Source organism: Streptomyces sp. S3(2020), from assembly GCF_013044505.1.
Classification (GTDB): Bacteria; Actinomycetota; Actinomycetes; order Streptomycetales; family Streptomycetaceae; genus Streptomyces.
The window spans coordinates 1-12531 of sequence record NZ_JABERD010000255.1 but is presented as its reverse complement, the minus strand read 5'-3'; the positions used below and the strand labels follow the sequence as shown (position 1 = coordinate 12531).

Below are 12531 nucleotides of genomic sequence, written 5' to 3'. Positions count from 1 at the left end.
TGGGGGGGCGGGGGGGGGGGGGGGGGCGGGGGGTGTGGGGGGGGGGGGCGGGGGGGGCGGGGGGGGGGCGGGGGGGGGGGGGCGGGGGGGGGGGGGGGGGGGCGAGGGGGGGGGGGGGGGGGGGGGGCGGGGGACGGGGCGGGGGCATGGCGAGGAGCCTAGCCGGAAGCTGAGGGTATGGGATTCGCCGGGGCCTGGATGGCATGGGCGGGGGCCTGGACAGCGGGGCCCGGGCTCACTGGAGTGTTCACAGCGCCGGAGCCCTTCACGGCGTCCGGGGTGTTCACACCCGACGCGGCGCCGAACCGTGGTGTCAGCACCTCCGCCAGTACGCCCGGCAGCATCGCCGCCAGCCGTGCGTCGGAGCCCGCGCTCGCGTCCAGCCACACGGTGGGGCGGTCGTGGATGAGCAGCAGGACGCAGCCGGCGTGGGTGAGTGCGGTGACCGGGCCCTCGGGGTGGCCGGAGAGCTGCTGCCAGACGCGTTCACGCAGCGGGACTTCGGCGAGTTTCCCCTGGTCACGCAGCCATGACTCGACCTCGGCGAGGGCGAAGGACGGGCTGGTCTCGGTGCCGCCGACCGGCTTGGGGAAGTCGGCGTGGCGGCGGCGCCAGTTGCTGACGGCGGCGCGGCCGACGCCGGCGAGCCGGGCGATCCCGGCGGCGGTCACCTCTGTGGCGTTGTCCTGCACCGGCCCGGCTCCCCTCGTCGTACTGCGTGGCCCCGCGCGTCCCCGCAACTGCCTGCGCTCCGCGTGTGACGCCGAGCATAGCGGCGCACGCAAGATCTACCCATTCACGACCGTGTACTCAAACCATTCCGTGAACCGTGTTGACTCGGTTCACATGCTCTGCTCTTATTGACCCAGCGAACGAACGGCAGCCGATCGGCGGCTGTCACCGTGTTGGAGGGGACACAGTCATGGGCATGAAGGGCAAGGTCGCGCTGGGGGCCGTCGTGGGGATCGTCGTCATCGGTGCCGTCTCGGCGAACGCCGGCGACGACAGCGGTGCCTCCACGAGCAGCGACAAGGGCTCTTCGGCGTCCGCACAGGCGAAGTCCGGCGGCGAGAAGGACACGGCGGAGGCGGCCGAGGAGAAGAAGATCGCGTTCGAGGGGGACGGCGACTTCCAGGTCGGCTCGGACATCAAGCCCGGCACCTACCGCACGACCGACAACGACGACGGCATGTGCTACTGGGAGCGCGCCAAGGACTCCTCGGGCGAGATGGACTCCCTGCTCGCCAACGACAATGTCACCGGCACCAGTTACGTGACCGTCAAGGCCTCCGACAAGCTCTTCAAGTCGAGCGACTGCAACGACTGGGAGGCCGTCGGCGCCTTGGCGAAGGGCTCCCCCGCGGCCAAGATGGCCGGCGACGGCGGCATGTTCAGAGTCGGCGCCGACATCGCCCCCGGCACCTACAGGTCCACCGGCAACAAGGACGACATGTGCTACTGGGAGCGCGCCAAGGACGCCGAGCACGGCCTCGACTCGATCATCGCGAACGACAACGTGACCGGCTCGGCCGTCGTCACGATCAGCGCCTCGGACACCTACTTCAAGACGTCCGGCTGCACGGACTGGCAGAAGACCGGCTGACGCCGGCCACCGTACGGCGCGGTCCGGCGGGGCCGACCCACGGCAGTACCCGCCGGACCGCGCTCCCTTTCCGCACGCAGCGCGTCTCGCCGCACCCGCTCACCACACCGCGACACCACCGCGACACCACCGCGACACCACCGAGGAATTCCCATGCGTCGTAACGCACTTGCCGCCCTCTGCCTCACCGCCGCGACCGCCCTCGCGCTCACCGCCTGCCAGTCGGACCAGTCCGGCCGGTCCGGGAAGGACAAGGCGGACGGCAAAGCCCGCACATCCAGCCCGTCCAGCAGTGCCGGCACGGCGAAGGAGCCGTTCGCCGGACTGACCGGCGGCGAGATCGCCGACCGGGCCGTCGAGGCCACGACCGGTGCCTCGTCGCTGCGGATGAAGGGGGACGTCCCCGACGACGGGTCCGGCGGCACCATCGAGATCGACATGGCCCTGAACAAGCAGGGCGAGTGCGCCGGCACGATGAGCGTGGGCGGCCAGGGCAAGGCCGATCTGATCAAGGTCGGCGACACCGTCTACATGAAGTACGACGAGGCCTTCCTGCGCGCCCAGAGCAAGGGCGAGAAGAAGTCGGACGTGGACGCGGCCGTGGCGCTGCTGGCCGGTAAGTGGACCAAGATGTCCGCGAAGGGCGAGGACGCCAAGGACATCGCGGGCTTCTGCGACCTGGACACGGTGCTCGGCGACGCCGACGACGTGGACTCGGACGCGCTGCGCGGCAAGACGACCACCGTGGACGGCACTCCCGCGATCGTGCTCCAGGAACGGGACGGCAAGGAGCGCTACACGCTCTACGTCGCCACCGAGGGCAAGCCGTATCTGCTGCGGGTCGACAGCGCCTCCGCGAGCGACCCGGGCACCCTGACCTTCAGCGAGTACGACGAGCCCGTCCCCGCGCGCAAGCCCGCCGGCGAGATCCTCGACCTCGACGCCCTGGGCGCCTGAACCGCCGTACGGCTACAGCGGATGCCGCATCCACACATTGGGCTCGACATACACCGCGTACCCGCGCTCCGGCTCGCACCGCACCGGCACCAGCGCTCCGGGCACCTCGATGTCGCCCCGGGTGTCGAACGGCAGCCCCGTCCAGGCGCGCCACTGCTCCAGCGAACCGGCCACCGTCATGGAGGCCGGCGCCACGGAGTGGATGGTGGCGCCCGCCCGGGCGTGGACGCGCAGCCACGGGTCGTGCGGGAGCCCGTCGGGGCGTACGCGGTGGGCGTACTCCTCGATGGGGGTGTGCGGTTCGAGGTGCTTGGCGCTGGGGCGGACCGGGGCGACGACCTCGTCGAAGCCGTGCACACGGGCGTTGTCGCGCATCGCCGACAGCATGCGGCCGGACAGTCCCTTGCCCTGGGCGTCGGGCCGGACGTTGATCGCGATCGCGCTGACGGTGTCGGGCCGGACCCCTCGGCGCAGGTCGGCGAAGGCCCACAGGAGCACTTCGTCCCAGCCCCGGGCGGGCAGTTCGCCCCGGCCCTCGGCGTCGAGGGCGAACGGCACGCCGAACCCCGTGGCGACGACCTCGCCCCGCTCGTCCTCGGCGAACAGCACATACGCCGGGAACTCCCTGGCGATCCGGCCGTAGTGGTGGTCGCCCACCAGGTCCCTGGTGACGAACTCCGGCCAGCTGTCGGCCATCGCGACCACGCGCTCGTGGTCGTCGGGGCGTTCGGCGAGACTCGACACCTTCAGTTCCATGCGGTCACCGTAGGCGGGCGCCATCGCGGCCGGGAACCGCATTTCCGGCCCTGACGGCTCTGCCGGACGGGTCAGCCCCCGCACTGCCGCAGCATCATCTCCTTGTCGGCCTTCGTCACAGGGAGCTCGTACTTCAGCGAGACCTGTGCGAAGCGCACCACGTACGAGCAGCGGATCTGCTTGTTCGGGGGCAGCCAGGACGCGGGTCCCGAGTCGCTCTTGGAGCCGTTGGTCGGGCCGTCCACCGGGATGAGGTTGAGCGGGTCGTTGGCTATGTCCTCGCGCTTGCCCTTGTCCCAGCGCGAGGCCCCCATCTGCCAGTCGTACGACAGCGGCATCACATGGTCGATCTGGACCGCCGTGGCACGGGACTTGACCCAGTCGATCTCCTTGCCGGTGTAGGGGTCGGCCAGGGTCATGGAGACGACGACACAGTCCGAACCGGAGCGGAAGCGGACGTCCTCGCCGTCCCTCTGGAGGAGGTCGTTGCGGGTGTCGCAGCCGTTGCGGGAGAAGGGGATGCCGCCGGGTGCCGAGTCCTTCCAGGCGTAGCCGAACTCGTCCCGGTCGTAGCCCGTCTTCGGACCCCGGCCCTTGGTCTCCACCTTCTCGATCAGGGCGCGCGCCTTGGTTCTGTCGGCGTCCGTGGTGATGGCCGCGAGGCCGGCCTTGGTGCCGTCCGGGTTGTCCAGCGGGCTCACCGCACGGCCGGAGCTCACGGCCGGGCCGGAGCCGGAGGGCTCACTGTCCGCGGGCAGCTCCACGCCCTCACAACCGGTGAGCAGTACGACCATGCCGAGCATCGCCGCGGCGCTCGCCGCCCCACCCCTCAGACGCGACACGGTGCGTCCCTCCCCTTGTTCTCCTGGTCCACCCCGCACGAGCGATCGTGCCTGCTCTCACGGTACTGGCCGAGAGGTCCAGACCATATAGGCCTTCAAGGGGCATACCTCTCAAGCCGGGCGTATCGTCATTGCTGAGTCACCTCCGGAAGGAGCTCTGGATGGGCATCCTCGACAGGTTCAAGAGCAACCGCATGGCGCAGGACAAGGCCAAGGACATGTCCGACGCGGCGGAACGGAAGGTCAACGAGAAGACGGGCAACAAGTACGAGAGCCAGGTCGACGACGCGCAGCAGAAGATCGAAGGCGCGATGGGCATGGATCGCGACCGGCCCGAACAGCCGTAAGCCCACCAGACCCACGGAGGAGCAAGAGATCCCCGCCGGGCACAACGCCCTGACGGCCGGGATCCCCTGAACCACCTTGCAACCGAGGCCGTCCGCGGAGGCGCGACCCCCGTGGACGGCTTCGCGTTTCCCGGCACCCGTCACAGCTCCCCTCACGGCTCCCTCAGGAGGGGCCGGCGGCCCGTCGCCCGCAGGAAGTCGCAGAACAGGTCCAGCCGCTCCTGCCCCCGCACCTCCCGCACGTCCATGTCGAAGTCGATCTCCTCGTCCGCGAGGAAGCGGAAGATCGCGAGCATGTCCTCCGCCGGCCGGACCCGGAGTTGGGGGCACTCCGCGTCCGGCGGCCGGGCGAACACGTCTGCGGCTCGTGGCAGCGCAAGCGCGTCGGCACCCTCCAAGCACTCGTGGTTCCAGCCGCGTTCCACGACGAGGTCGAGCAACGCCTGCCAGTCGTCGGCCGAGGCATAGGGGATGCGGAGGTCCGGCAGGGCCCCCGTCGCGTCCGGGTCGAAGTGGTCCTTGACGTCGTCCCACAGCAGGTCAGGCATGCCGTCATGCCGCCGTCGGCCCGCAGCGGACTCAGGCAGTTTTTCCGGCGGCCCGCGCCTCCCCGGCCTTCGTTCAAACCTTGCCTATCCCCAGCGTCGTCTCCGAAGGCAGCAGGCCCGAGGAGAGGACCGTGACCCAGAAGTCGCCGAGCAGTTCGACCAGGCGGTCGGTGTCGGTCTGGTCGAGGGACCGCCAAGGGGCGGTGGCGAGTTGGTCGGTGTGCTGTTCGACCTGGTGGCGCAGGGCGCGGCCGGCCTCCGTCGCCGTACCGTCCTCGTCGACCAGCCCGCGGACGGTCAGGCGTTCGCGTGCGGCGGACCATTCCGCGGCGCTCCAGCCGCGGCTCTCGAAGCGTTCGACGGACGCGGCGCCTATCCCCGCGAAGGAGACGAGCGACTCGGCCGGGTCGAGGCCGGCGATGAGCAGGGCGGCGAGATGGCCGTCACCGCGGTGCTCGCGCAGGATCGTCGCCGCGTGCCACAACTGGAGGTGCGGGATCGTGGGCCACTCCAGCTCGGCGTTGGCCGCGGCGAGGGGGCGGCCCGCGCTGTTCACCGCCTCGGCGGCGCGGCGGGCGAGGGCGGCGGCCTCCGCCAGCTCGGGGCTGTCGACGCGCTCGCCGAACATCTCCCGGTACGCACGGTCGACGCCGCGCAGCCGCGCCGCCAGCACCGCCTCGGGGCTCGCGACGCTCCACGCGGAGTCGATGTGCTCGGCGACCATGCGAGGGCTGAAACTGTAGAAGGCGGAGGCCACCCGCTCGGCGCCCACCGCGCCCAACGGGGCCGCGCGGAGCGGGAAGTAGCTCGGCCAGCGCTCCTTGGTGTCGTAGCCGAGCTCCGCGGCCTCGTCGAAGGCCTCCGGCGCGTAGTACAGCACCGCGTGCAGGGGTTCCAGCAGGTGCCAGAGCTGGCGTACGCGGGCCGGGGCGACGCCGGCGGCGACCGTACCGGTCTCGCTCTCGTGCTGCGACATGGCATGACTCCTCGTCGTATCCAAGTGCTTCGGACCCGCTCCACAACTTGCCACTGACAAGATTGCCCGAGCCTCCCTAACTTGTCAATGCCTAGATTCGGCGTACGCTGCTGTCCATGGCACCCGCGGACACCACGAAGCCGGCCTCGCGCCGCCCCTACCACCACGGCGATCTGCGCCGCGCCGTCCTCAGCGCCGCGCTGGACGTCATCGCCGCCGACGGCCCGTCCACGCTGAGCCTGCGCGACCTCGCCCGCCGGGCCGGGGTGTCGCACGCGGCCCCCGCCCACCACTTCGGGGACCGCACCGGCCTGCTCACGGCGATCGCGGCGGAGGGGTTCGGACTGCTGGCGACCGCGCTGCGGGAGGCGCCGGACCTCAAGGAGGCGGGCGTGCGCTATGTGCGCTTCGCGCGCGAGCACCCGGCGCACTTCCAGGTGATGTTCGCGCCGGAACTGCTGCGCGCCGACGACCTCGAACTGACCACCGCCCGCGCCCTCGCCGGCGACGCCCTGCGCGAGGCCGTGTCCGACATCCACCCGGAAAGCAGCGGCCCCGACGCCATCGAGCCCCGCCTCGCCGGCGTCGCCGCCTGGTCCCTCGCGCACGGCTTCGCCACACTGCTGCTCGGCCACAACCTGGACGGGCCGGTCGGGGACCAGGATCCGGAGGAGGTGTTCCGGACGTTGGCGGGAATGCTGTTCCGGGCCGAGTCCTGACGGCCTCAGTCCATATCCGGCACCGGCTCCGGGTGCCGGACCAGCCACTCCTGGAACTCCCTGTGACGGAACTGGTAGGCAGGCCCCGACACCCGCAACAGCCCCACCTCATGCGCCCAGCGCAGGAAGCCGGCGAAGCGAAAGGGGACCCGGCCGCGCGAGAGCAGGAGGGCAAGCAGATAACGGCTCGATGAGCCACTGCATGTCCACAGGGCCAGAGCGATCAGCACGGGTGCCGCCCGTATGTCCCCGGCAAGCAACGTCGGCAGCCACCCCAAACTGATCAGTACACCGAGCATCCAGCCCGCAGGCAGCACGTCACGAGGACTGACGAAGACCGGTACCAGGTGTGTGGCGCGCCCTCTTCCAGCCAGCGTGTCGAGGACGGGGTCGACGATGAGGGAGTAGGCGATTCCGCAGGCACAGATGACTGTGGCTTCCACGACGCTCCGGTCGGAGGGCGCCCGCAACACGCCCAGCACCCCGAGCGCCGTCCACAGCACGGCCCACAGGACAAGCGGGACAACCCTCTCCGGGTTGCGGTACTCGATGGCGAGAATGCCCCGCACCTGAGCTCGTCGCAGCCGGTGCAGCGGTGGTGGCGCACTCGGGGAGTCGAGCAGCGGACGCGTGGCTCGCCACCAGCCCAAAGCGCACAGGAGCAGGCCGAACACCCCGTTGTGGAAAGCCACGTCGGCCCGGCTGAGGACACCGCTCGGCGCGTAGAGCAAGGCTGGTGACGGACTGTGCCGCAGCGCGGGCAGAACCGCGATCACCACCGCAGCCGTCAGCACGCCTGTCACCGCCATGTCCGCGGCCCGTACCCGCGCGAACCGCTGTACCGGCACCAGCCAGGGCCCTGGCACCAGATCGGTACGACCCTCCAACCGCACCGCCAGCGATCGCAGCCACCGGTGCACGCTCCTGGGCGTATACCCGGCGGGCGTGTCCGACGTCAGCCCGATCGCGACGCGCACGTACTGGCCGAGCAACAGGTCTGCGGCCTCCTGCCGGGTCACGCACAACAACAGGCGGGCTGGGGCACCCGCCGTGCCGTACACAATTGCCGCCAGCGACAGCAGCCACGGCGTGGACAGTGTCCGGCCCGTCACCCCGTCCGGTTCGTCGCGCAGTTCGGCCAGCAGGACACGCCAGGCGTCCGAGCGCCGGGCCGTCCGATCGGCGAGGTACTCGCGGGCCTCCTCCGGCGTCACCGGTGACACCTCGATGCGGGCGGCGTCCAGCAGCCGGTGCCCGGCCTCGGCCAGTTCGGCGTACCGCTCGCTGCGACAGGTGACCACCATCGGCGCCGCAGCTGATCCGCGGGTCCAGGCATCCAACAAGTCGAGCGCAGCCGGCGCCCGCTCCTCCATCTCGTCGAGTCCATCGCACACCGGGAGAATCAGTCGGGCGTCGACGAGTTCACGGGCGAGGGTGTGAGTGAGATCGTAATAGTCGCGGGTGAGCTGCCGCGCGATCCATTCGTCGATGCCCGCATCGGGATCCCACTCCGCCAAGGGCAGTCGTACGGGCACGGGTTCGTCCGGGGCGCGCCGGCTGACAAGTTCCAGCACAAGCCTGGTCGCGAGGACCGTCTTACCCGCGCCCGGCGCCCCGGTCACCAGCAGCCGCCGAGGGGCCATGGCCAGGAAATCCTCGACGACGGAAGCGAGGCGGAGGCGAGGTGTGTCGCTCACCGTCGCGGTGCGCCGATCGCCCGCGGTGTCGAACGTGAAGCCGACGTCGATGAAGACCCGGTCACCGCCGAGCAATTGGCGCCACTGACCGGACTCCCTCTTCTCCACAGCCCGGGCCAACCAAGCCGTCACTGTCGCGAGGTCCGGCTCGCCCCCGGCCTGCGGCCGCAGCGCGAGAACACCCGCCCCGAGTGCCAGCACAGCGATGACAACCTGGACGAGCACCGAGCGCAACTCGCCGCTGTCCAAGCCGTCTTCGTACGCGTTCGCGATCCAGACGAGGGCAGCGCCGGTGACGACGGCCGACGCCACGACCAGCCCCCACCACCGCGCCCTGCGTTGCCGCCGCCCCTCGAAGAACATGACTCCATCGTGGCAGCGAGCGACGCCTGAACAGAGACCTTACGACCCCAGGATCGACGCCAGGAACTCCCCCACCCAGCCCAGCAGTTCCCGTCCGACCAACGGCTTCCCGCCCACCTTCGCCGTCTTCGGGCGTGGTACCAGCACCTGATGCACCGCCGGCTTGATGACGGTGCCGGGGTACAGGCGCTTGACGCGTAGCTCCTGCGACTCGCGCAACTCCACCGGTGCGAAGCGGATGTTGGTGCCCTGGAGGACGATCTCGCCGACGCCGCACGCGCGTGCCAGCATGCGCAGGCCTGCCACCAGGAGCAGGTTCTCCACCGGTTCCGGCAACTTGCCGTAGCGGTCGACGAGTTCTTCCCGTACGGCCTTGATGTCGTCCTCGGTGTTGGCCGAGGCGATCGAGCGGTAGGCCTGGAGGCGGAGCCGCTCGCCCGGGGCGTAGTCGTGCGGCACATGGGCGTCGACCGGGAGCTCGATCTTGACCTCCAGGGGCGGCTCCTCCTCGACACCGCCCTCCAGGGAGGCCCGGTAGTCGGCCACCGCCTCGCCGACCATGCGGACGTACAGGTCGAAGCCGACACCCGCGATGTGGCCGGACTGTTCGCCGCCGAGCAGATTTCCGGCGCCCCGGATCTCCAGGTCCTTCATCGCCACGTACATGCCCGCGCCCATCTCCGTGTGCTGGGCGATCGTCGCCAGCCGCTCGTGGGCCGTCTCCGTCAGAGGCTTCTCCGGGGGGTACAGGAAGTACGCGTAGCCGCGCTCGCGACCACGGCCCACCCGGCCTCGCAGCTGGTGGAGCTGTGACAGACCGAAGTTGTCCCCCCGCTCCACGATCAGCGTGTTCGCGTTCGAGATGTCGATGCCCGACTCCACGATCGTCGTCGACACGAGCACGTCGAACTTCTTCTCCCAGAAGTCGACCACGACCTGCTCCAGCGCCGTCTCCGACATCTGGCCGTGGGCCGTCGCGATCCGTGCCTCCGGGACGATCTCGCGCAGCCGGGCGGCCGCGCGGTCGATGGACTCGACCCTGTTGTGGATGTAGAAGACCTGGCCCTCGCGCAGCAGTTCACGGCGGATCGCCGCGCCGATCTGCTTCTCCTCGTACGGGCCGACGAAGGTCAGCACCGGGTGGCGCTCCTCCGGCGGGGTCGTGATCGTCGACATCTCGCGGATGCCCGTGACCGCCATCTCCAGGGTGCGCGGGATCGGGGTCGCGGACATCGTCAGTACGTCGACATTGGCGCGCAGCTTCTTCAGCTGCTCCTTGTGCTCGACGCCGAACCGCTGCTCCTCGTCGACGATGACCAGGCCCAGGTCCTTGAACTTGGTCTCGGACGAGAACAGCCGGTGGGTGCCGATGACGACGTCCACCGAGCCCTCGCGCAGGCCCTCCAGGACCGCCTTCGCCTCGGAGTCCGTCTGGAAGCGGCTCAACGCCCGTACGTTCACCGGGAATTGCGAGTAGCGCTCGGAGAAGGTGCCGAAGTGCTGCTGCACCAGCAGGGTCGTCGGTACGAGGACCGCGACCTGCTTGCCGTCCTGCACCGCCTTGAACGCGGCCCGGACCGCGATCTCCGTCTTGCCGTAGCCGACGTCGCCGCAGATCAGACGGTCCATCGGGACCGACTTCTCCATGTCCTCCTTGACCTCGGCGATGGTCGTCAGCTGATCGGGGGTCTCGGCGTAGGGGAACGCGTCCTCCAGCTCACGCTGCCACGGGGTGTCCGGGCCGAAGGTGTGCCCGGGCGCCGCCATGCGCGCGCTGTAGAGCTTGATGAGGTCGGCCGCGATCTCCTTGACGGCCTTCTTCGCACGGGCCTTCGTCTTCGTCCAGTCGGCGCCGCCCAGACGGTGCAGGGTCGGGGCCTCGCCGCCCACGTACTTGGTGATCTGTTCCAGCTGGTCGGTCGGGATGTAGAGGCGGTCGCCGGGCTGGCCGCGCTTGGCGGGGGCGTACTCGACGACGAGGTACTCGCGCGTGGCGCCCTGCACGGTGCGCTGCACCATCTCGATGTAACGGCCCACGCCGTGCTGCTCGTGGACGATGTAGTCGCCCGCCTCCAGGCTCAGCGGGTCGATCGTCTTGCGGCGCCTGGCGGGCATCCGGGCGCCGTCCTTGCCGGCCGCCTTCTGGCCGGTCAGGTCGGTCTCGGTGAGCACGGCCAGCTTCAACGACGGGTCGACGAAGCCGTAGTCGATCGAGCCGCACGCCACGTGCACGACGGACGGGGCGATCGCCCCCAGCTCCGCCTCCAGGCGGGCCGCGATGCCCTCGCCGCCCAGCACCTCGACCGTACGGGCCGCCGGGCCGTGCGCCTCGGTCACGAAGACCGTGCGCCAGCCGTCGGCGAGCCAGCCCTTGGTGTCGGCGAGGGCCTTCGCGGTGTCGCCGCGGTAGGTCTCGGGGGCGTGCATGCCGAGCTTGAGGGTGTCCGCCTCCAGTTCGAGGTCGGCCGCGAACGGCGACACCGACCACCACATCATGTCCAGCTCGCGCGCCCGGTCCCGGACGTCCGCGATCGACCACAGGGAGGCCGCGCCGACGTCGATCGGGGCCTCGCCGCCGCCCGCCGTGGCCGCCCAGGAGGCTTGCAGGAACTCCTGGGACGTCGCCACGAGATCCGCGGCACGCGTGCGTACCCGCTCCGGATCGCACACGACGGTCATGGCGCCCTTCGGCAGTACGTCGACCAGGAGCTCCATGTCGTCGACGAGGACCGGCGCGAGGGACTCCATGCCCTCCACGGCGATCCCCTCGGCGATCTTGCCGAGCAGTTCGCCCAGCTCCGGGTGCTGCTCGGCGAGGGCACGTGCACGCGCGCGTACGTCGTCGGTGAGGAGCAGCTCGCGGCAGGGCGGGGCCCACAGGCCGTGCTCGGCGACCTCCAGGGAGCGCTGGTCGGCGACCTTGAAGTAGCGGATCTCCTCTACGTCGTCGCCCCAGAACTCGATGCGGAGCGGGTGTTCCTCCGTGGGCGGGAAGACGTCCAGGATGCCGCCTCGTACGGCGAACTCGCCGCGCTTCTCCACGAGCTCCACGCGCGCGTAGGCGGCGGCGCCGAGGGCGTCCACGATGGCGTTGAGGTCTGCCGTCTGGCCGGTCCTCAGGGCCACCGGTTCCAGGTCGCCCAAGCCCTTGACCTGTGGCTGGAGCACGGAACGCACCGGCGCCACGACCACCGACACCGGGCCCGTCTCGGGGTCGTCCGGGCGGGGGTGCGCCAGGCGGCGCAGGACGGCGAGGCGGCGGCCGACGGTGTCGCTGCGGGGGCTGAGGCGTTCGTGCGGGAGGGTCTCCCACGAGGGGTACTCGACGACGCCCTCCTGCGGGAGCAGGGAGCGCAGGGCCGCGGCCAGGTCCTCCGCCTCGCGGCCGGTCGCCGTCACGGCGAGGACAGGGCGGCCGGACTGTCTGGCGAGTGCGGCGAGCGCGAAGGGGCGGGCTGCCGGGGGGCCGACCAGGTCGACGTGCATGCGGTTGCCGTCTGCGGCCGCGGTGATCGCTTCCGTGAGGGCGGTGTCCTTGACGACGGCGTCGAGCAGACCGTGCAGGCTCATTCGGGGCGGCTTTCGTCCGGGGGTGGGCAACGCGAATCGCCCGACGCGGTGACCGGCCGGGGGGTATCCAGCGTACGTCGCTGCGGTCGCGGGTGCCGGGGCTGTGGATAACGCCGGTTCCCTACGCACCCGGCGTCGGTCCCTTTAACCCAA

The 12531-nt window shown here is 70.8% G+C and carries 10 protein-coding genes and 1 pseudogene; 4 read left to right on the top strand and 7 right to left on the bottom strand.

The features are described 5' to 3' along the window. Positions 1–296 precede the first annotated feature (296 nt). Positions 297–692: pseudogene (locus HLK59_RS43230) on the bottom strand (SAM-dependent methyltransferase); the annotation flags it as partial. 230 nt (positions 693–922) lie between these two features. On the opposite strand from HLK59_RS43230, the gene HLK59_RS43225 reads away from it, so the two are divergent. Both HLK59_RS43225 and HLK59_RS43220 read left to right on the top strand, forming a co-directional pair. Then, complete coding sequence (locus HLK59_RS43225) at positions 923–1603, top strand: hypothetical protein (protein WP_171147149.1); 681 nt, start codon at positions 923–925, stop codon at positions 1601–1603. Positions 1604–1756: 153 nt separating this feature from the next. Then, positions 1757–2560, top strand: coding sequence for a hypothetical protein (locus tag HLK59_RS43220; RefSeq protein WP_171147148.1), 804 nt, complete (start codon positions 1757–1759; stop codon positions 2558–2560). Positions 2561–2572: 12 nt separating this feature from the next. On the opposite strand, the gene HLK59_RS43215 is transcribed toward HLK59_RS43220, so the two are convergent. Beyond that, positions 2573–3316: an N-acetyltransferase gene (locus HLK59_RS43215; RefSeq protein WP_171147147.1), complete on the bottom strand. Its 744-nt coding sequence runs from the start codon at positions 3314–3316 to the stop codon at positions 2573–2575. Positions 3317–3387: 71 nt separating this feature from the next. Continuing rightward, entirely contained in the window at positions 3388–4158 is a 771-nt protein-coding gene (locus HLK59_RS43210) for an HNH endonuclease family protein (RefSeq protein WP_346779948.1), read from the bottom strand. Between the two features lie 161 nt (positions 4159–4319). Here HLK59_RS43210 and HLK59_RS43205 point away from each other — a divergent pair, with 161 nt between their 5' ends. After that, complete coding sequence (locus HLK59_RS43205) at positions 4320–4505, top strand: antitoxin (RefSeq protein ID WP_171147146.1); 186 nt, start codon at positions 4320–4322, stop codon at positions 4503–4505. 152 nt (positions 4506–4657) lie between these two features. Here HLK59_RS43205 and HLK59_RS43200 read toward each other — a convergent pair whose 3' ends face one another. Further along, positions 4658–5053 (bottom strand): hypothetical protein, encoded by a 396-nt coding sequence (locus HLK59_RS43200; RefSeq protein WP_171147145.1) that lies wholly within the window; start codon positions 5051–5053, stop codon positions 4658–4660. Positions 5054–5126: 73 nt separating this feature from the next. Beyond that, positions 5127–6029 (bottom strand): hypothetical protein, encoded by a 903-nt coding sequence (locus HLK59_RS43195; protein ID WP_171147144.1) that lies wholly within the window; start codon positions 6027–6029, stop codon positions 5127–5129. A gap of 116 nt (positions 6030–6145) precedes the next feature. Here HLK59_RS43195 and HLK59_RS43190 point away from each other — a divergent pair, with 116 nt between their 5' ends. Further along, complete coding sequence (locus tag HLK59_RS43190) at positions 6146–6748, top strand: TetR/AcrR family transcriptional regulator (protein ID WP_171147143.1); 603 nt, start codon at positions 6146–6148, stop codon at positions 6746–6748. A 5-nt stretch (positions 6749–6753) separates the two neighbouring features. Here the strand turns inward: HLK59_RS43190 and HLK59_RS43185 are convergent, their stop codons facing one another. Continuing rightward, positions 6754–8808 (bottom strand): NACHT domain-containing protein, encoded by a 2055-nt coding sequence (locus tag HLK59_RS43185; protein WP_171147142.1) that lies wholly within the window; start codon positions 8806–8808, stop codon positions 6754–6756. A gap of 39 nt (positions 8809–8847) precedes the next feature. Further along, the gene (mfd, locus tag HLK59_RS43180) at positions 8848–12378 is read right to left on the bottom strand and encodes a transcription-repair coupling factor (RefSeq protein WP_171147141.1); all 3531 of its coding nucleotides are present in this window, start codon (positions 12376–12378) and stop codon (positions 8848–8850) included. Positions 12379–12531 lie beyond the last annotated feature (153 nt).